Source organism: uncultured Collinsella sp., from assembly GCF_959026545.1.
In the GTDB taxonomy this organism is placed as follows: domain Bacteria; phylum Actinomycetota; class Coriobacteriia; order Coriobacteriales; family Coriobacteriaceae; genus Collinsella.
Genome location: NZ_CAUFLV010000005.1, coordinates 1 through 19,536, shown reverse-complemented (window position 1 = coordinate 19,536; position 19,536 = coordinate 1). Strand labels below are relative to the sequence as shown.

The window sequence follows — 19,536 nt, the reverse complement described above, 5'->3', positions numbered from 1 at the left end:
TCACGGCCTCGCGCACGGAGCGCGGCGCACCACGATAGGAGCACGAACCATATGAACGTCCAGCAAGCCCTCGAGTACTCGATGCAGCCCTTCATCCCCATGTTCATCTACGGCGACTACGATGCCATGGAGTCCGAGCGCCAGCGCGGCGAGGAGGCCATGAAGGCGCTGCTCGACGAGTGGCGCGCGAACGACGAGCCCGGATTCGGCTTCGACGTCATCCTCACCCTCGCCGACCAGAACCGCGAGCTGTGCGACCAGATCGGCGAGACGCGCCTGCGCAACCTCTCCAGCCCCCTGCTCGCCCGCAACCTCACTGACGCAGACCTGTGCGCCGGCATCGCCAAGATGCAGGGCCGCACCGCCGCCGGCGTCGCCCGCGAGGTCCGCGGCGACCGCGACGCCTACTCCGTCGCCTACGTCCGCAAGCCCATCAAGGGCACCGTGCTGGGCATCGACATCGAAACCACCGGCCGCGCGCCGGAGCGCGGCTACATCATCAACGTGGGCTGGGAGCTCATGGACCTGAAGAGCGACGCGGTCCCGCACGACCCGCAGGCCTTCTACTGCGGCATCCCCGAGATGTACCGCGAGACCGGCGTGCCGCTGGCCGACATCCACCACATCCAGTGGAGCGACCTCGAGGGCAAGACCCCGTTCCGCTCCGATACGAAGCTGCAGAAGGAGCTGCTCCGCCTCATGAAGCGCTATCCCATCATGGCCCATAACGCGGCCTTCGAGGATAGCTGGTTCATGCTGCACCTCCCCGGGTACGCCGAGGCCCGGCGCGCGGGCAAGATCATCGTCATCGACTCGCGCCACATCTGCCGCTCCATCGACGGCGAGGTCCGCACCCTGCCCCGCGAGAGCGCCCCGGCGAGCCTTCAGAACTGGGCGCGTCGCCGCGGGACGCTCGCCGCGGACGAGAACGAGCTGCACCTGGGCCTCGACGACACCGACCTCATGCTGCGCACTGTGCAGGCGGAATTTAACCTCAAGAACATGTTCCTCAAGTAGGGTCGTACTGCGTCGGGGCGGTGACCCCGCTGAAGGGTCGAGCTTTTTCGTACTGTTTTCCCGATTTGCCGAGTACGCGCTCTTTGCGCCTTGCCGCAACCTGCGGTTTTGCTGCTCTCAAGACCTTCCAAACTCCGGGTTTCTCAAAGTCAGTACGAAAAAGCTCCGCCACCAACGGATGCATGACAATTTCATAAGACGACTCTCAGAAAACGCTCCTATTCTTGGAGCGTTTTCGCGTTACACTCGACGCCATGACGCCCATCATAGAAGACAGCACGGCTGGCGGCGGCGAGATTGTCATCGGCCTCAACGGATCCAAAGAAACCTATGTGCTCAAGGGAGAAGAATACCTCGAGGCGGATGCCCATGCCGCCGAGCCCGCCGACGGCCTGCTCAACGCCAAGATTAAAAACTCGGGCAAGGTCGACACCTCCAAACCCGGCACGTACAAAGTGAGCTATCGCGTGTCGGACTCGTCTGGTCATACCGCAAAGGCAGTGCGCACCGTACATGTTGTCGAGTCGATGGAAACCATGCAGGGCGGCGCGCCTATCCTCATGTACCACTACGTCTATGACCCCGCAAACCCGCCGGCGGACCTCAACGGCGACTTCATCGCAGCCCCTACATCGCCTTCGAGTCCCACTCCTTTGGGATGCACAAGCCCGGCGGCAACGTGGGGCACGGCGGCATCATCAGCGCCATGAGCCGCGCTGACATCGCGGCGGATCTCAAGCACGCCCAGGAAATCGCGGGCGGGACCCAGGCCTTCGCCTATCCCTTCGGCGACGTCACCGACGACGGCCGCGCGGCCGTGCGAGACGCCGGCATCCTCTGCGCCTTCACCATGCAAAACTCGTGGGCTCACGTGGGCGACGACATCACCGCGCTGCCGCGCGTGCGCATCTCCGGAGAGTATTCGCTCGATTCGTTTATCGCCCTGGCGAACGGATAGAACGCGCTGGCGACAGCCAGCAGAAATGAATTCGCCCTCGCGCGGGCCGACTCGCAGGCGCCCGGCGAACCCATGTACACCCGACCTGGGTCAGTCCATCACATAACGCTCCAGCATGGACGCGTCGTGGATGACGATGCGGCCATCGTGCCCGCTCGTCGAAATGACGCCCTGCTCCCTGAAACCGCGCAGGATGCGGTTCACGCTCGTGCGCGACGAGGCCCCGCAGAACTGCGCGATGTCCTCGTTTGTGACATCGAGGGCGATCACGCTCCCCTCGTCGCAGGGCACGCCGAAGCGCTCGTTCAGGTCGTACAAGAACCCTCCCACGGCGCCGACCTTCCCATTCATCGTCAGATAACGCATGCGATAGAGGCTCTCCTCCAGGCTCGCGCGGTAATAGTCCTTCACATAGCCCAGCAGGCGAGAATCCTCATTCACGAACTCCCAGAACCTCACGCGGGGAACCGCCATGTAGGTCGCCTCGGGAGATTCCACGCGCACGCTGTAGGGGGATTTCGCATGGCTGCTCACCTCGTCGCGGAGAAGCGAAACGGGGCTCGGACCCTTGATGTAGGAGATGTTGAACCGGGTACCCTCGCGCAGCGTGACACTCGCCTTGACCACGCCCTCCACAAGAACGAACACGTACTCCTGATCGAAGCCGTAGTACGAGAGATACTCATGGCGAGCTTTGCGCATCTCGTGAAATCCCCGCTCGCGCAAAAAGTCGACGAGATAGTCAGATCTCTCGATCACGCGCACCCCTCCCATACCTGACCTCCGGAAATCGCAACTCTATCGGACTGTGAAGCCGAAGCTGTACCAAATGGTAACAACATAGGTCAGACCGCCCCGATGCCATCACCACCATAGTTACCCCTCGTCCGTACCGGCAATCAACCAAGAGAGGGGCACACATGTTTGATATAGATTTGCCATATGACCGAGGACGGATGCATCTGAGCCTGCCGGATGAAAGCGTCGTCGGCGTGCTCGCGGGCAAACAGGGAGACTTCACGCCCGACGCTGGGCAGGAGGAGCTCGTCGAGCGGGCGCTCGACACCCCTTACGACTCGCCCACACTCGAGCAGCTCTGCCAGGGCAAACGCGACATCGTGATCATCAGCTCCGATCACACGCGCCCGGTTCCCTCACGCGTGACGATGCCCATCCTGCTGCGTCGCATCCACGCGGCGGCACCCGAGGCGCACGTGCGCATCCTCGTGGCGACCGGCATGCACCGGGCATCCACACATGAGGAGCTCGTGGACAAGTATGGCGAACGCATCGTCGCCGAAGAGGAGATCGTGATGCACGTCGCCACCGACGACGAGGCGATGGTCGCAATCGGGACCCTGCCCTCCGGCGGCGAGTGCATCATCAACCGTATCGCAGCCGAAGCCGACCTGCTACTCGCCGAGGGCTTCATCGAGCCACATTTCTTCGCCGGCTTCTCGGGGTCTCGCAAGTCGGTGCTGCCGGGCGTGGCGTCCTACAAGACCATCATGTACAACCACAACGGGCAGTTCGTGCACGACCCGCGGTCGCGAGCGGGCATCATCGAGGGCAACCGCGTGCACGACGACATGATGGCCGCCGCCGAAATGGCGGGCCTCGCTTTCATCCTGAACGTCGTTCTGGACGGAGAGCACCGTGTCATCGGGGCGTTCGCGGGTGACATCCATGCGGCGCACGAGGCGGGCTGCGACTTTGTACGCGGGCTCGCCGGCGTGCGCGCCGTGGACTGCGACGTTGCCATCACCACCAACGGCGGCTACCCGCTCGACCAGAACATCTACCAGGCCGTCAAGGGTATGACCGCCGCCGAGGCGACACTCGACGAAGGCGGCGTCATCATCGCGGTCGCGGGATGCGCCGACGGCCACGGCGGAGAGGGCTTCTTCAAGAACATCGCGGAAAACGACCCCGCTGCGTTCGAACGCTCCTGCATCGACCGTCCCAAGGACCAGACGCTGCCCGACCAGTGGACCGCCCAAATCTTCGCGCGCATCCTCGCCCATCATCCGGTCATCCTCGTGAGCGACCTATGCGACCACGACATGATTCGAGCCATGCACATGACGCCCGCAAGCACCGTCGACGAGGCCGTGCAGCTGGCCCGCGAGCTCAAGGGGCCGAACGCACGCTTCGCCGTCATCCCCGATGGGCTCGGCGTCGTCGTTCAGCGCTGACGTCTCGGCCCGCCAAATAAGATCGCCGCCGCCGACAGACCAGCACGACACACGGCGGCAACGATCGCCTCAGACGAAACGACCATCGAAAGGAACCACATGATCACCCCCATCCTCGCCGAGTTCGCCTCAACCGCCCTCATGATCGTCTTCGGCGTCGGCGTCCATTGCGACATCACGCTCAAGGGCAGTAAGTACCGCGACTCCGGCCACATGTTCGCGATCACCACTTGGTCGTTTGGCATCAGCGTGTGCCTGTTCATCTTTGGCGGCGTGTGCATGAACCCCGCCATGGCCCTTTGCCAGGCGATCGTTGGCCTCATCCCCTGGAACAGCGTGGTGCCTTTCGCCATCGCCGAGATGCTGGGCGGCGTTGCAGGCGCATGCATCGCATGGCTTATCTACGCAGATAACTTCCGCGCCTCCGAAGGCGAGGTCGATGGCGTCGCCATCCGCAACATCTTCTCGACCAACCCCACGCCCGAGTCCTACAACCTGGTGCGTAATTTCTGCATCGAGGCGTTCGACACCTTCGTGTTCCTCACCGGCATCCTGTGCATCGCGGCCCATGCGGGCGACGACCTGCTCGGCCTGGGCATCGGCGTGGGCCTGCTTGTTTGGGCCGTGGGCATGGGGCTCGGAGGCGTGACGGGCTTCGCCATGAACCAGGCGCGCGACCTCGGCCCCCGCATCGCCTACCAGTTGCTCCCCATTCGCGGCAAGGTCGATAACAACTGGCTCTACGGCCTGGTGGTGCCCGGCATCGCGCCGTTCGCCGGCGCCATCGCCGCCGCGCTGTTCGTCACCTCCGTGCTGGGCATCTCGTTCTAGAAGAAGCGCCGCCGCGCCCGTCAATCATGCCCGCGTAGCCCCAAATGGTCCTCAACCTCGTCATCGGGGATGTACTCCAGCAGATCGCCGGGCTGGCAATCAAGGGCGCGGCACATGGCTTCGAGCGTCGAGAAGCGCACCGCGCTGACCTTGCCCGTCTTGATTCGCGACAAGTTAACCGGTGACAATCCGATGCGCTCGGCAAGCTCCTTTCCACTCACCTTGCGTTCCGCGAGCATGCGGTCCAATCGCAGCACGATCATGCGCACACCATCCGTTTACAGGAGCTCGTCGTCTTGACGCTGCAAGACGGCACCGTAATCGAAAGCGATGCCCACGGCGATGAGCAGCATGCCCAGTGCGAGCATCCATCCCGCCTCCGCGCCGATCTCCCATACACCCATCTTCCACATCCCTACGGGGGTCAGGTAAAACGTCTGCGCCAAAGACGAGATGAGCCACCCCACACCATTGGAGAGCACGACGGCGAAAACGGCGATAAGGCCTGCGGACTTCAGGCGGCACGCCGCCGCGGCGGTGAACGGGGTTCCCTCGCGCTCGATATCACGGAAGAAGCGCACACCCTGAAGCAGCAGGAACGCCCCCATCAGCGTCGTAAGGACGTCAGCCGCCTCTTGGGCGGCGGGCACCGATTTATCCCAGTCAAAAAGAAGATAGCGGTCATCCGATTCCGTCGACACAGAGCCGTCGTCCGCGACATCCCGATACGGGTCCTTGGCGAGATACCCGTACACGGGATGGTCGACCTCTCCGTTGAACGATGCCCCCTCCCCGACGGACACCCAGCTCAACACCTCGGGCACAGCGGCGGGAAAGCGGTTCAGCGCGGAGACGGCAAGGAGCACGGCGGCCACCAGGCACAGCGCCGCCGCTCCCGCGCACACATATGCGGCCCGATGGGCGAACGTCGATAGCGCGCCAACTGCCTCATCGCGATGGATCGGCACTTCTTGCGCGAACATGACGGGAACCTTCATCGTCACCATCTCCCAACCATCTCGAACACCCTTGCGTTCTGCCCACGTTATTCCCCACTATTAATGTTTGTCATTAATTATTTGCAAGTGACAGGGCGAAGGGAAGCGAATTGCCGGCAAACGGCAAACCTGCCATCCGCTCCAAGACTTTTCCTTGACATATGAGCATACGTTCATATAATCATTTGTAGTTGATGTATGAGCATGTGTTCATATGAAAGGAGGAGCCATGGATACACACGAGAACCAGCACGGCCCGAACGCCGGCACCCCGGAGCGCGCTCTGGACGACGCCGCGGAGTCCCTTCCCGAGGAAGAGCTGCTCTACGACCTCGCCGACCTCTTCAAGGTCTTCAGCGACACCACGCGCATCAAGATCCTCTACGCCCTCATGAACGATGAGAAGAGCGTCAACGAGATCGCCGAGAGCCTCGGCGCCTCGCAATCGGCCGTCTCACATCAGCTGCGCATCCTCAAGCAGGCGCATCTGGTCAAATTCCGTCGCGACGGCCGCAACATCCACTACTCGCTCGCCGACGACCACGTCCTGACCATCCTCGATCAGGGCCTCACCCACATCTGCGAGTAGCCCCTCATCTCAATTGGGGGGGGGCAGTCCCTCAATTGAGGAGCCGCGAGTAAACGCCCATCCGGGCGCTCTCGATAGTTTTCCAAACCAACGGAAAGGAACCCATCATGCGTAAGGTATTCAAGCTCGACGAGATCGACTGCGCCGTGTGCGCCGGCAAGCTCGAGGAGGCCATCAAGAAGCTCGACGGCGTGCAGGACGCCAAGATCAACTTCCTCACCCAGAAGCTCACGCTCGAGGCCGCCGACGAGGACTTCGACGCCGTCCTCGAGTCCGTGGTCAAGCTCACCGCGGAGGTCGAGCCCGACTGCGAGATCCTGCGCTAAGACGCGCACGCTGCGCGACGCCCACCGCCGGCACCGTGCGAACCGCGCGGTCGCCGACCGCCCCGCCAAGCCCGCATAGCTACCCGTGGACCGCCGACGACCGGCGCTCCCTATCGATTGGACCATTCATGAACAAGAAGCAAAAGAAGTGGCTCAAGCGCATCCTCCTCGCGCTCGCCATCTTCTTCACCGTCATGGCGCTCGACGAGTTCGGCGTGCTAGCGGGCATCTTCGGGGAGCCCGGCGCGCTGTATGCGAGCTTCGCGCTCTACCTCATCCCCTACCTCATCGCCGGGCACGACGTACTTCTCAAGGCGTGGCGCAACATCCGCCGCGGCGAGGCCTTCGACGAGAGCTTCCTCATGGCCGTCGCGACCATCGGCGCGTTCGCCATGATCTTCTTCCCCGACACCGAGCCGCATATGGCGGAGGGTGCGGCCGTCATGCTCTTCTACCAGGTCGGCGAGCTGTTCCAGAGTTATGCCGTGGGCAAGAGCCGCAAGTCCATCGCCGCCATGATGGACATCGCCCCCGACTACGCCAACATCGAGCGCGACGGCGCCCTCGTGCAGGTCGATCCCGACGAGGTTCAGATTGGCGACATCATCGTCATCAAGCCCGGCGAGCGCGTGCCCATCGACGGCATCGTCGTCGACGGCGCCTCGCAACTCGACACCGCCGCCCTCACCGGCGAATCGGTGCCGCGCCGGGCAGATGAGGGGGATGAGGTCATCTCCGGCTGCATCAACATGACGGGTGTCCTGCGCGTCCGCACCACCAAGCTCTTCGGCGCTTCGACCGTGAGCCGCATCCTCGAGCTCGTGGAGAACGCGAGCGAGAAGAAGGCGCACACCGAGAACTTCATCACGCGCTTCGCACGCGTCTACACGCCCATCGTCACCTTCGCGGCGCTCGGCATCGCCGTGATCCCGCCGCTGCTGGGCATGGGCGCATGGCCCGATTGGATCCTGCGCGGTCTCACCTTCCTCGTGGTGAGCTGCCCGTGCGCACTCGTGATCTCGGTGCCGCTGTCGTTCTTCGGCGGCATCGGCGGGGCATCCAAACTCGGCATCCTCGTCAAGGGCTCCAACTACCTCGAGGCGCTGTCCGAGGTCGACACCGTCGTGTTCGACAAGACCGGCACCCTCACCAACGGCACCTTCAACGTGGTCGCGATCCACGCCGAGGGCGGGGTCGACCCCGACTACATGCTGTCCATGGCGGCGCACGCAGAGGCGTTCTCCGACCACCCCATCGCCGTTTCCATCAAGGAAGCCTATGACGGCGTCATCGAACAGGGGCGCGTCGAGCAGGCGGCCGAGGAATCGGGCCACGGCGTCGCGGCCACCATCGATGGTCGCGAGGTGCTCGTGGGCAACGACAAGCTCATGGCCGCCCATGATGTGAGCTGGAACGACTGCAAGATCACCGGCACCATCCTGCATGTCGCCATCGACGGCTCGTACGCCGGGCACATCGTCATCGCCGACGTCGTGAAGGATGACGCCGAGCAGGCCATCTCCGACCTGCACGCTGCGGGCGTCGAGCGCTGCATCATGCTCACCGGCGACCGCGACGAGGTGGCGCACGCCGTGGCGAAGCAGCTCGGCCTTGACGAGTATCACGCCCAGCTGCTCCCCGGCGACAAGGTCGAGCAGGTCGAGCGCATCCTCGAAACCGCTCGCGGCAACCTCGCCTTCGTGGGCGACGGCATCAACGACGCCCCGGTGCTCACCCGTGCCGACGTGGGCATCGCCATGGGCGCCATGGGCTCGGACGCCGCCATCGAGGCCGCGGACATCGTCCTCATGGACGACAAGCCGAGCAACATCGCCCGCGCCATCCGCGTGGCGCGCAAGACCATGCGCATCGTGCATCAGAACATCGTGTTCGCCATCGGCGTCAAGGTGCTCATCCTCGCGTTGGCTGCCGTCGGCATCGCGAACATGTGGCTCGCGGTCTTCGGCGACGTGGGCGTCGCGGTGATCGCCATCCTCAACGCCATGCGCGCGATGAGCGTCAAACGGGATTAGCGCGGTCCCCGATGGCCGCCGACCCACCATCGAAGCGCGCAAACCAAAGCGCCGATCGGCATGAGAAAGGGCCCGTTCGCAGGAACGGGCCCTTATTCTTTGCGACAAGCCTGGCCGATTCAGCCCTACTTGACCTTGTTCACGCGCGCCGGGGCAGCGGTCCCGCGCTTATTCTCGCGCACGAAGAGCACGGCTATGACCAGGCCCACGAGGGCGATCGCCGCGCAGCCGAAGTACGCCGCGCCCGCGCCGGCGACCGTCGCCGCCGCTGTGCTCGCGCCACCGGCCAGGGCATTGGCCTGAACGGACGACATCACGGTGACCAGCAGCGCGGTCGAGATCGCGCCGAAGACCTGGCGCCCCGTGTTGGCGATGGCGTTGCCGTGCGCGATGAGCTCATCGGGCAGCGCGTTGACGCCCCAGGTGTTCACCGGCATGTTGGCGAGGCCCTGGCCACACGCCTGCAGGGCGCACAAGGTGGCGGCCATGACGACCGTCAGGCCGGTGCCCATCACGCCGAACCCGAGCAGAGAGCCGACGATGACCGCCATACCGCCCACCGTGACCAGGCGCGGCCCCATGCGGTCGAACAGCATGCCCGAGATGGGCGACAGGATGATGCCCGCGATCGAGGCGGGAAGCATGACCATGCCCGTCGTGGTCGCGGAGGCGCCCATGCCGTTTTGGACAAGCAGCGGCAAGATCACGTTGGTGCCGGCGACCGCGGCATTGATGAGCGTGACCATGAGCGCGGCGACGAGGAAGTTGCGCGTCTTGAGGCAGCGCAACTCGAGCATGGGCACCTCGAGGGACAGCTGCCTGCGAATGAACAGGACGAGGGCGATCAGGCCGATGACGGCGGGAACGATCACCATGGGGCTCATCCAGCCGGCATCGGAGGCGCTGGAGAAGCCGAGGAGTAGGCCGCCGAAGGCGATCGTGGACATCACGACGGAGGCGATGTCGAGGCGCGGGTTCTTGAGGGCGCCGACGTTCCTCATGAGCGGGATGCCGAGCAGCAGGATCGCGCCGGCGAGGGCGGCGATGATGAGGAACATGGGCCTCCAGCCCCAGGCGTCGATGACCAGGCCTCCCAGCACCGGGCCCACGGCCGGGCCGGCCGCCATCACGATGCCGGCGACACCCATGGCGGTGCCGCGCAGCTCGACGGGGAACACGAGCAGGGGCACGGTGCCCACGAGCGGCATGAGGATGCCGGCGCCGGCGGCCTGCAGGACGCGGCCGGCGATGAGCAGCAGGTAGCTGGGGCACAGGGCGCACATCACCGTACCCGCCACGAACAGCCCCATCGAGAGGAAGAAGAGCTTGCGGGTGGGGTACTTGTCCATGAAGTAGCCCGAGATCGGCACCATGATGCCCGAGACGAGCATGTAGATGGTCGTGACCCACTGGGCGGCACCGGCGGTCACCCCGAACTCGCGCATGAGCGCCGGCAGCGCGGGCGCCATGACGGTCTGGTTGAACAGCGAGACGAACGCGCCGAGCGTGATGACCCCGACGATGACAACCGCGTCTTTATCGACGCGCGGCTTGGATGCGGCATGTGACATATGCGCGCACTCCTCTCCCCCGCATGTGCATGCGGGACACATGGCATCGCACCCGTGCCATACATGCTGGAAACGGGGTCGATGCCGGTATTCGATTGCAGTGAAGCTATAGAGATCGGGAGGGCGATGCGCCCTCCCTGCGACGGGGCGCTGTGCCCCCGCCAGCCGGAATCACCGGCGCGCCCATCAGATCAGCGAGCACGACCTCATAGTGCGGCTGGCACCCGCCAACGTCCGCTCCCCACTGAACGCGTGGAGGTCGCGGCGAACGACGAGCCAGAAGATATGTCGGCAGTGATTGAACATGCAATCAACCATACAGCCGGCAAAATGACAACGTCAACAGATTTTTCCTTGACAGACGAGAATCGTCATACTCGCGCTACGCCATTCCCGGATACAGCGGGTGCACCTCCAGCAGGGTCTCAACGCGCTTACGCACGCACATGCGCTCGCGCGCATCCTGCGGGGAGAACACCACGCGCGCGACCAGGCCGCCGATCTCGCGAAACTCCTCGGCCGTGAAGCCGCGGGTGGTTGCGGCGGCGGAGCCCACGCGAATTCCGCTCGTCACGAACGGCGAGCGCGTCTCCCCCGGGATCGAGTTCTTGTTCACCGTGAGGCCGACCGCATCGAGCAGCGTCTCGGCCTCCTTGCCCGAGATGCCCGCAGGCGTGAGGTCAACCAGGCACAGATGATTGTCGGTTCCTCCGGACACGAGGCGCAGGCCGCCCTCGACCATGCCCTCGCCCAGCGCGGCGGCATTCTCCACCACATGATCGATGTAGGCTGAGAACTCGGGGCGCAGCGCCTCGCCAAACGCCACGGCCTTTCCCGCGATGACATGCATGAGTGGGCCTCCCTGCGTGCCGGGGAACACCGCCTTGTCGATGGCGCGGGCGAGCTTCTCGTCGTTGGTGAGGATGAACCCGCCGCGCGGACCGCGCAGGGTCTTATGACTCGTGGAGGTCACGACGTCCGCATGCGGGAACGGCGAGGGATGGGCGCCGGTCGCCACCAGGCCGGCGATATGGGCCATGTCCACCATGAGGCGCGCGCCCACGCCATGGGCGATCGCGGCCATGCGCTCGAAATCGATCACGCGCGGATACGCCGAGGCGCCCGCGACGATGAGCGCGGGGCGCTCGCGCTCGGCCAAGCGCTCCAGCTCCTCGTAATCGATGGTCTCCGTCTTAAGGTCCAGGCCGTACGGCACGAAGTTGTACAGCTTGCCCGAGAAGTTGACCGGGCTGCCGTGCGTAAGATGCCCGCCCTGGTCGAGGCTCATGCCCAGGATCGTGTCGCCCGGTTCGACGAGGGCGGCGTACGCGGCGAGGTTCGCGTTGGCGCCGCAGTGGGGCTGCACGTTGGCGAACCTGCAGCCGAACAGGGCGCAGGCGCGTTCGCGGGCGAGGTCCTCGACCACGTCGACCTGCTCGCACCCACCGTAGTAGCGATGCGCGGGATAGCCCTCGGCATATTTGTTGGTGAGCACGCTGCCCACCGCCTCGAGCACTGCGGGGCTCGTGAAGTTCTCCGATGCGATGAGCTCGATGGTCCCCCGCTGGCGGGAGAGCTCGTCGGTTATCGCCTGGGCGATGGCCGGGTCGGAATCTGCGAGGTGCGTCATGCGGAACTCGGTCATGGGGGCTCCAATCTTTAAATGACACTTCAATGGCACTGTTTATGCACATGACCTACCGTACCCAAAAGCCCCCGGATGGATACCTCCGCAACGGCAGGCGGCGAAGCCGCAACAAACTGGCAATCAGGCGACCGCCGCGCCACGGGTCCGTGGGAGGCCGATGCCAAATGACCGCCTTGGACAAGAGCTCCCAACACGGAGCAGAGCCCGTCCCGGTTGCATCCGCATATGACAAAAGGCGGCGGCACCGCTCCTCGCGATGCCGCCGCCTCTACAAATCCTACGGTGGACTCACCCGCTATCTCTTACCGCTGGGATGGGGCTATCCAATTCATCGAGCCTGCCGGTGCGTTCCCTCTTCGATCGTCTTACCAACCAACCGGTGGAACTAAAGAACGGCGCGAACACTCGCTTTTCACATCTAACCGATCTCGGTATCGCAAGCGGCGGGCCCGAAAGCTGCTATATCTTCAAAACCCATCGGACACACCTCCCGTCTCGGTCGCGGTAACGTTGCGACTCTTTTAGTACAACCTGCTTATGCCCCGACGACCATTGGTCTTTCATGAATGAGGCCACTCAACCGCAAACGGTAGCTTTTTATCCGTAGACGGCATACAGAACTGTGCCTCAAGCAGATTACTCGATGAGCATCGCATCGCCGAAGCTGAAGAAGCGGTACTCCTCCCGCACGGCCTCCTCGTAGGCATCTATGACCTGATCGCGCGTGGCGAGGGCCGAGACGAGCATCATGAGCGTGGAGCGCGGCACGTGGAAATTCGTGATGAGCGCATCGACCACATGGAACGTCGACCCCGGCATGAGGTAGAGATTGGTGGTGGCGTCCTCACGCACCGTGATGTCGCCCTTGCCGCACACATCGGCGCCGTCCGCGCGGCCCTCGAAGCCGCGCGCCGTGCACGCGGGACGGCTCGCGGGCGCCTCGGCGTCCCATGCGCTCTCGAGCGAGCGCACGGCGGTGGTCCCCACGGCGATCACGCGGTGACCGGCGGCCTTGGCGGCGTGCACCGCCTCCACGACCTCGGCGGGCACGTGGTAGCGCTCGGTATGCATGACGTGCTCGGTGGGGTCGTCCTCCTCGACTAGGCGGAAGGTGTCGATGCCCACCTCGAGCTCGACCGCAGCCCAGCCGCAGCCCTTGTCCTTGATGCGCTGGATGAGCTCGGGCGTGAAGTGCAGGCCCGCGGTGGGCGCGGCGGCGGAGTGCTCCTCGCTCATGGCGTACACGGTCTGGTACTTCTCGGGGTCGCCCTCGTAGCTCGTGATATAGGGCGGCAGCGGGACATGTCCCGCCGCGTGGATGGCCTCGTCGAGCGTGCGCGGCGAGCCGTCCCCGTTCTCGCCTGCGGGCTCAAAGCGCACTAGGCGCCCGCCCTTGGAATCGTCAACGAAATCGATGATCTCGGCGGTGAGCACGACGGGCGCGCCCTCCGGCGCGAGGAGGCCGCCCTCGCGATACTCGACCACGTTGCCGGGCTTGAGGCGCTTGCCGGGGTTCACCAGGCACTCCCACACATGACCGAGCGGGTCGATGTCCTCGCGGCGACGAAGCAGCAGCGTCTCGGCCACACCGCCCGTGGGCTTCTTGCCGATCAGGCGCGCCGGCATGACGCGCGTCTGATTGGCCACCAGTAGGTCCCCGGGTTCCAGGTAATCGAGGATGTCGTAGAAGTGACGATGTTCCACGGAGCCGCCGTGCTCGAGCGCCACGGCATCGCCCGCGCGGGGCGCGCCGCCCTCGAGCTCGCGGTTGAGCACCAGCAGACGGCAGGAGTCGCGCGGCTCGGCGGGTGCCTGGGCGATCAGCTCGTCGGGAAGGTTGTAATCGAAATCATCGGTGCGCATGGAGTCGCCTTTCGCATGAGAGCCGCGTGGCCAAGGCCGAGCAGTCGGGTTGTCGAACAGCCGTCCATGATAGCGCAGCTCAGTGGGCCTTATCCCTGGGATGCGACGCGCCTCGCCTTCTGCGCTTTTCGTTCATCGCGCATGCGCGCGCGGTCGAGGGCGGCCTCGGCTGCCGAGAACCTGCAACCGCAGTAGTTCTGCCGATACATACCCAATTCGCGGGAGCGCCGCGTGGCCTGGGGGTACCAGGGGCGGAAATCGCGGATCACCGGCGTGAGGCCGTGTGCCGCCGACAGTTTCTCCAACACGTCATTACAGGTGTCGAATAGCTGGTACGGCGACACCGCGAGCGTGGTGGCGATATGCGAGAAGCCCTCGCGCTCGGCCACCCGACATGCCTCCGCGAGACGCAGGGCGTAGCACGCGCGACAGCGCCGCTCGCGATCGGCGCCCAGGCGCGCGACCGATGCATCCCAGCGAGCGCGGTCGTCACCGGCCTCGATAAGCGGCAACCCGTTCTCAGCAGCCCAGCGGCGCAGCTCCTCAAGCCGCTTCTCATGCTCGGTCAGCGGCTGGATGTTCGGGTTCGTCCAGCAGATGGTGGGCTCAAAGCCCTCTTCCACAAGCAAACGAACCGGCTCGAGTGAGCACGGGGCGCAGCAGGCATGCAATAGCAGGGCGGTCATGAACGGCGTCCTCCCTCGACAACGGTAAAGCCCCTGTCATCTCCCGAAAGCGAAGCGGGACAACGGCCAGCCTCTACCCCATCCGCTCCGGCAGCTCCGGCCACCCCGGCAGCTTCGTCTGCCCTGGCCACTCCTCTTGCTCCGGCGCTGCCCTCCGCGCGCGTGTGCAAGGTAGGGCGCGAAATAACGTGATCGATCCCATAGAACGCGACGCCGTACGAGGTATCCTCGCAATACGCGATGGCGGGATCGTTCCTGATTGCACGCACATAGCCCCAGTCGCCTGAGCAGCCTGTCAAATGTACCGTCACCACAATGACGGTCCACAAGGGCCATCTGAGCCCCATGCCCAAGACCATAAGCAGCAGAGAAACGACGATGCTCGGGGCAAGCGCGATCACCAGGTATTGGTCTCGCGTATACATAATCCCTTCGGCACTCGCGTAAATCATGCCAATCTCCCAGTTGGACCCAAAGGTCACCCGAGAACCGGGTGGAGCAAATTGGCTGAAAAAGAACGCGTGCACAAGCTCGTGCAGACCAAGGGAGGCAAGGGGAACCAATACGAGCAGGATCCACCACCACAACTGGAACTTCTGCCCGCCTTCCACCCCCAAGACGCCATTGCCCCAGGCACCGAACATGGCACCGAGCTCGAAAGGCACCACGGGAGCACCCAGGACGCGGTGCAGGGCGCTCATGCCGAGGCCCCAGACCACAGCAGCGGCGATACCCGCCAGCACCGTAAAGCCCGACGCCCTGCGCATGAAGCGAAGAAACGCATCGTCCTCAAATACGTGTATGTCTCCAATTCTTCTCATGTTCCTAAGTGTAACGCCTCGTGCGGACACCTGTGCGATAATGTGAGGTTACACCGGGTGGCGACTACTTGACTCCACGTCTACGTCCTCGCCTCGCCCGAACGCAGACGCACGCCAACGACTGAGAACACAGCCGAAAGAAGGATAGCCATGACTACACAGCTCACCCGCGCCGATCGTCCCGCCTGGCCCAAGCGCGCCGTCGTCACTGCCGGCATGCCCTACGGCAACAAGGGCCTGCACTTCGGCCACGTGGGCGGCGTGTTCGTGCCCGCCGACTTCTACGCCCGGTTCCTTCGCGACCGCCTGGGTCGCGAGAACGTGATCTTCGTCTCGGGCACCGACTGCTACGGCTCCCCCATCATGGAGGGCTTCCGCAAACGCCAAGAGGCCGACGACTACAAGAAGCACATCTCAGACTACGTGCGCGAGAACCATGACAGCCAGGAAGCCGACCTTGCCAGCTTTGGCGTGTCTTGCGACCTGTACGCCGGCAGCGCGCTGGAGCCCGCCGTGCACATCCACGAGCGCGTGACCAGCGAGATCATCCGTCGCCTACATGAGAAAGGCGCGCTGGAGAAGCGCTCGACCAAGCAGTTCTACGACAGGAAGGCGGGCCAGTTCCTCAACGGCCGCCAAGTGCTCGGCCGCTGCCCCATCCAGGGATGCAAGTCCGAAAAGGCCTATGCGGACGAGTGCGACCTCGGCCACCAGTTCGAGCCCGAGGAGCTCATCGCCCCCAAGAGCGCGCTCACCGGCGAGACGCCTGAACTCGTCCCCGTCGACAACCTCTATTTCGATCTTCCCGAGCACCTTGAGTACCTGAAGACGTACACCAAACAGCTCGAGCACGACCCCACGGTGCGCTCGGTGGTCTCTAAGACCATGGAGGAGTGGCTCAACCCGGCGCAGCTCTACATCCAGAACAAGTTCCGCGAGGCATTCGACGCCATCGAGGGAGGGCTGCCCGCCCACACCGTCATCGAGCCCGAGGGCAACAAGAGCTCCTTCACCGTCGCGTTTCCCAGCTGGCGCGAGCGAGATGAGGCCCATGAGATGCTCAACGCCGGCGGCGTGCGCTTCCGCTCCGGCAAGGCGCTCGTCCCCTTCCGCATCACGGGAAACGTCGAGTGGGGCGTGCCCGTCCCCAACGATTGCGGCTGCACCGACCTCACCTGCTGGGTCTGGCCAGAGAGCCTATGGGCGCCCATCAGCTTCACCCGCGCGGTGCTCGCGCGCGACGCCGCCAAACTCGAGGCCGCGGGCGCGGACCCCTCCGGCCTCGCCGAATGCGCCGTCTCCGATGCCGAGCTCGTTGGTGATGCCCCCGCGATGATCATGGCGGAGCCCGAGTACACGCATGCCAGCCTCGACTGGCGCGATTGGTGGGCGAGCGAGGACGCGCGCGCGTACCAGTTCATCGGCCAGGACAACATCTACTTCTACTGCATCGCACAATCCGGCATGTGGGAGGCGCTCGACTGGAACATGCAGCAGTCCTGCGTCGCGGCCAACTACCACATCCTCTACATGGGCAAGAAGGCGAGCTCGAGCTCCCAGACCCCGCCCCCGCTGGCCCACGAGATGCTCGAGCACTACACGCCCGAGCAGCTCCGCGCCCACTGGCTGTCACTTGGCCTAGGAGAAAAGCCCGTCAGCTTTAGCCCCAAGGCCTTCGACGCGCGCGTGAGCGGCAAGGATAAAGACGGCACCGAGATCCTCGCCTGCAACGACAAGCGCGTGATCGACCCCGTCCTCAAGGAAGGCGCGATGCTCACGGGCGTCTTCAACCGATTGGCACGGTCCGCCTTCTACGGCGTCGCCGTCAAGGAGGGCGACGAATCCCCCTACCGCACCGGCTGCATCCCCGCCGGAGCGCCCAGCGCGAAGGTCTCCGCCGAAACCGAGCAGGCCATCCTCGCCTTCGAGCAGGCCATGCACACCTTCGAGCTGCACCACGCCCTCGGCGTGTGCGACGAGTTCCTCCGCGCCGCGAACAAGCGCTGGAGCGACGCGAGCAAGGCGGCGAAGAACGCCGAGGACGATAAACTCATGACGCAAGCACTCGTTGACGCCTTCCACGAGCTGCGCGCCGCCACCGTCCTCATGCACGGCATCGTGCCCTCGGGCTGCGAGAAGATCTGCGAGCACTTTGCCATCGCACCAGAGGTCTTCTTTAGCTGGGAGCACATCTTCGAGACCTGCGACGAGCTCGTAGCCGAGCTGGGCGAACAGGCGGGTACGCACGCCATCAAGGTGCTGCCGCCGCGCTTCGACTTCTTCGAGAAGCACCCGAGCCAGTATTAAACCGTCGAGGTGCGCGCCGCGCCCGTGTCCACACTCGAAAGGACCCCCATGGCATTCACCATACGCCAAACGCTCCCGCAAGACGTCGAGGCGGCCGAGCGCGCCCTCGAGGACGGCAAGGCTGCCCTGGCCGCGCTCGATATCCCACAATGGCAGGGCGAGTATCCGGATCGCATCGATATCGAAGACGATATGGCTCACGGTGCCTCATATGTCGCTGTCGATGAGGGCGGCACAGTGTTGGGCGTCATGGCACTCTCGTTTGACGGCGAGAAGACCTACGACGCCATCGATGGCGCATGGCTGACCGAATCCTCCTCCAACTCCCCCACCTACGGCGTCATCCACCGCTGTGCGGTACGCGCGCAGGCAGCGCACTGCGGCGTCATGACCTCCATGTTTGCCGAGGGTGAATGCATCGCGCGCGAGCACGGCATGAAAAGCCTGCGCATCGACACGCACGAGAGGAACCTCCCGTTGCAGGGGCTTGCAACCAAATGCGGATATACGCGCTGCGGCGTCATCACACTCCCCTATGAGGGCGAAGCCGACCCGCTGCGCATCGCGTTCGAGAAACTGCTATAGCCCATGGCACGCCCCGGCATCCAAAAGCACCTCGATATCGCATCGCTCCTGCAATGCCCCCTCTGCCATGAGCGCCTGCACGCAATAACGTGTTCGCTGCGCTGTGCGCGTGGCCACGACTTTGCGATCTCATCCAAGGGATTTCTCAACCTTATCCCCCAGCAAGGACCCCTCAAGGGGTACGACGAGGCGTTCTTCACCAGTCGTCAACGCGTCATGGAGGCCGAGGTCTATCGCATCCTGAACGAAGCGCTTATTCAGACGCTTGAGAATCTCGACCTGCCTGACGACCCGATTATCATCGATGCGGGGTGCGGGGAGGGCTCGTATCTTAAAGCCATCTCATCGAGATTCTGCGGCACATGCATCGGCATTGATATCGTCAAGGACGCCATCCGCTGCGCCGCTCGTGGCGGTGGTGCCGAGCGCTGGCTTGTGGCAGACCTGGCGAACATGCCGATCCGAAATCATTCCGTCGATGTTGTCCTGAATGTGTTCACGCCGGCAAATTACACCGAATTCCAGCGCATTCTCAAACACGACGGAATGCTCGTAAAAGTCATACCCGGACCAGACCATATGCACGAGCTGCGCGATCTCGCCTGCGATAGACTTGCTCACTCCGCAATGCAGGACCATGGTGTCGCCGAGCACCTGTCCCGCCATATGGAACTGACAACCCGCGCACGCGTAACGCAAACGAGCTACGTTTCACCCGAACTCGCGCGTGACCTCGTTCGCATGAGCCCCGTAACCTTCGGCATGGACCCCGATGAACTCGAGCTCGACAAGCTGACGAACATCACCGTCGATGCCGAAGTCCTCTGCGCCCGTCCACATGGGCAGGAGACGAGGTAGGCCCCAACAACGCAACCTTAGGGGATACAAAAGGCGTTTAGCAGCCCAAACGCCCCTTCCGTCAAGTCGGTTGCTGCCGCCCGGGGTGGCGGGCATACAGTCCCATGCGAGTTCCGCACGAGCCGAAGGCCCCAGTGGGGCCTTCGCGCGAGCAGGACTGTCCGAGCAGGGAACTGTATGCCCGCCACCCCGGGCGGCAGTCCCGCGCATCACTTCTTGGCGTGGCCGTTGCGCCAAATCTCGCGGCCCA

At 64.2% G+C, this 19,536-nt stretch carries 19 protein-coding genes; 11 read left to right on the top strand and 8 right to left on the bottom strand.

Annotation, left to right across the window (positions count from 1 at the left end; genetic code table 11):
* The first annotated feature begins 51 nt into the window (after positions 1 to 51).
* The 3 genes from Q5Q88_RS03750 (at position 52) to Q5Q88_RS03740 (ending at position 1,975) form a co-directional block, all read left to right on the top strand.
* Positions 52 to 1,017 carry a 3'-5' exonuclease gene (locus tag Q5Q88_RS03750; protein ID WP_118653111.1) on the top strand — a complete coding sequence of 322 codons (966 nt, stop codon included), beginning with the start codon at positions 52 to 54 and terminating at the stop codon, positions 1,015 to 1,017.
* Between the two features lie 224 nt (positions 1,018 to 1,241).
* Positions 1,242 to 1,727 (top strand): DUF5011 domain-containing protein, encoded by a 486-nt coding sequence (locus Q5Q88_RS09260; RefSeq protein WP_368076130.1) that lies wholly within the window; start codon positions 1,242 to 1,244, stop codon positions 1,725 to 1,727.
* Positions 1,724 to 1,975 (top strand): hypothetical protein, encoded by a 252-nt coding sequence (locus Q5Q88_RS03740; protein ID WP_199588856.1) that lies wholly within the window; start codon positions 1,724 to 1,726, stop codon positions 1,973 to 1,975. Before Q5Q88_RS09260 ends, Q5Q88_RS03740 begins: the two co-directional genes overlap by 4 nt.
* A 90-nt stretch (positions 1,976 to 2,065) precedes the next feature.
* On the opposite strand, the gene Q5Q88_RS03735 is transcribed toward Q5Q88_RS03740, so the two are convergent.
* Positions 2,066 to 2,734 (bottom strand): Crp/Fnr family transcriptional regulator, encoded by a 669-nt coding sequence (locus Q5Q88_RS03735; RefSeq protein ID WP_233546068.1) that lies wholly within the window; start codon positions 2,732 to 2,734, stop codon positions 2,066 to 2,068.
* A gap of 161 nt (positions 2,735 to 2,895) precedes the next feature.
* Here Q5Q88_RS03735 and larA point away from each other — a divergent pair, with 161 nt between their 5' ends.
* Together larA and larD are read left to right on the top strand one after the other, a co-directional pair.
* Positions 2,896 to 4,170: a nickel-dependent lactate racemase gene (gene larA / locus Q5Q88_RS03730; RefSeq protein WP_302741849.1), complete on the top strand. Its 1,275-nt coding sequence runs from the start codon at positions 2,896 to 2,898 to the stop codon at positions 4,168 to 4,170.
* 99 nt (positions 4,171 to 4,269) lie between these two features.
* Positions 4,270 to 5,001: a D/L-lactic acid transporter LarD gene (gene larD, locus Q5Q88_RS03725; RefSeq protein WP_302741848.1), complete on the top strand. Its 732-nt coding sequence runs from the start codon at positions 4,270 to 4,272 to the stop codon at positions 4,999 to 5,001.
* 20 nt (positions 5,002 to 5,021) lie between these two features.
* Here larD and Q5Q88_RS03720 read toward each other — a convergent pair whose 3' ends face one another.
* Together Q5Q88_RS03720 and Q5Q88_RS03715 are read right to left on the bottom strand one after the other, a co-directional pair.
* Positions 5,022 to 5,264 carry a helix-turn-helix transcriptional regulator gene (locus tag Q5Q88_RS03720; RefSeq protein ID WP_118653105.1) on the bottom strand — a complete coding sequence of 81 codons (243 nt, stop codon included), beginning with the start codon at positions 5,262 to 5,264 and terminating at the stop codon, positions 5,022 to 5,024.
* 15 nt (positions 5,265 to 5,279) lie between these two features.
* Positions 5,280 to 6,008 (bottom strand): hypothetical protein, encoded by a 729-nt coding sequence (locus Q5Q88_RS03715; RefSeq protein ID WP_118653103.1) that lies wholly within the window; start codon positions 6,006 to 6,008, stop codon positions 5,280 to 5,282.
* A 220-nt stretch (positions 6,009 to 6,228) separates the two neighbouring features.
* Here Q5Q88_RS03715 and Q5Q88_RS03710 point away from each other — a divergent pair, with 220 nt between their 5' ends.
* The 3 genes from Q5Q88_RS03710 (at position 6,229) to Q5Q88_RS03700 (ending at position 8,947) form a co-directional block, all read left to right on the top strand.
* The gene (locus Q5Q88_RS03710; protein ID WP_199588854.1) at positions 6,229 to 6,588 is read left to right on the top strand and encodes a metalloregulator ArsR/SmtB family transcription factor; all 360 of its coding nucleotides are present in this window, start codon (positions 6,229 to 6,231) and stop codon (positions 6,586 to 6,588) included.
* Between the two features lie 107 nt (positions 6,589 to 6,695).
* Positions 6,696 to 6,914, top strand: a complete 219-nt coding sequence (locus Q5Q88_RS03705; protein ID WP_118653099.1) for a cation transporter — start codon at positions 6,696 to 6,698, stop codon at positions 6,912 to 6,914.
* A gap of 128 nt (positions 6,915 to 7,042) precedes the next feature.
* Positions 7,043 to 8,947 carry a heavy metal translocating P-type ATPase gene (locus Q5Q88_RS03700; RefSeq protein ID WP_118653097.1) on the top strand — a complete coding sequence of 635 codons (1,905 nt, stop codon included), beginning with the start codon at positions 7,043 to 7,045 and terminating at the stop codon, positions 8,945 to 8,947.
* A 125-nt stretch (positions 8,948 to 9,072) separates the two neighbouring features.
* On the opposite strand, the gene Q5Q88_RS03695 is transcribed toward Q5Q88_RS03700, so the two are convergent.
* The 5 genes from Q5Q88_RS03695 to Q5Q88_RS03675 all read right to left on the bottom strand — a co-directional run bounded on the left by Q5Q88_RS03695 (position 9,073) and on the right by Q5Q88_RS03675 (position 15,536).
* The gene (locus Q5Q88_RS03695; RefSeq protein WP_118653095.1) at positions 9,073 to 10,518 is read right to left on the bottom strand and encodes an MDR family MFS transporter; all 1,446 of its coding nucleotides are present in this window, start codon (positions 10,516 to 10,518) and stop codon (positions 9,073 to 9,075) included.
* 382 nt (positions 10,519 to 10,900) lie between these two features.
* Positions 10,901 to 12,163, bottom strand: coding sequence for a serine hydroxymethyltransferase (gene glyA / locus Q5Q88_RS03690; RefSeq protein WP_302741847.1), 1,263 nt, complete (start codon positions 12,161 to 12,163; stop codon positions 10,901 to 10,903).
* A 639-nt stretch (positions 12,164 to 12,802) separates the two neighbouring features.
* Positions 12,803 to 14,029 carry a tRNA preQ1(34) S-adenosylmethionine ribosyltransferase-isomerase QueA gene (gene queA, locus Q5Q88_RS03685; RefSeq protein ID WP_302741846.1) on the bottom strand — a complete coding sequence of 409 codons (1,227 nt, stop codon included), beginning with the start codon at positions 14,027 to 14,029 and terminating at the stop codon, positions 12,803 to 12,805.
* Between the two features lie 89 nt (positions 14,030 to 14,118).
* Positions 14,119 to 14,715, bottom strand: coding sequence for an epoxyqueuosine reductase QueH (locus Q5Q88_RS03680; RefSeq protein WP_294159789.1), 597 nt, complete (start codon positions 14,713 to 14,715; stop codon positions 14,119 to 14,121).
* A complete protein-coding gene (locus tag Q5Q88_RS03675; protein WP_302741845.1) occupies positions 14,712 to 15,536 on the bottom strand; it encodes a DUF3267 domain-containing protein in 825 nt (274 codons plus the stop codon). The genes Q5Q88_RS03680 and Q5Q88_RS03675 overlap by 4 nt, the downstream gene beginning before the upstream one ends.
* A 150-nt stretch (positions 15,537 to 15,686) precedes the next feature.
* Between Q5Q88_RS03675 and Q5Q88_RS03670 the strand changes: the two genes are divergently transcribed.
* The 3 genes from Q5Q88_RS03670 to Q5Q88_RS03660 are packed head-to-tail and all read left to right on the top strand — an operon-like array spanning position 15,687 to position 19,286.
* Positions 15,687 to 17,843, top strand: a complete 2,157-nt coding sequence (locus tag Q5Q88_RS03670) for a methionine--tRNA ligase (protein WP_302741843.1) — start codon at positions 15,687 to 15,689, stop codon at positions 17,841 to 17,843.
* 48 nt (positions 17,844 to 17,891) lie between these two features.
* Entirely contained in the window at positions 17,892 to 18,428 is a 537-nt protein-coding gene (locus tag Q5Q88_RS03665) for a GNAT family N-acetyltransferase (protein WP_118653085.1), read from the top strand.
* Positions 18,429 to 18,431: 3 nt separating this feature from the next.
* A complete protein-coding gene (locus Q5Q88_RS03660) occupies positions 18,432 to 19,286 on the top strand; it encodes a methyltransferase domain-containing protein (RefSeq protein ID WP_294159781.1) in 855 nt (284 codons plus the stop codon).
* Positions 19,287 to 19,536: the final 250 nt, after the last annotated feature.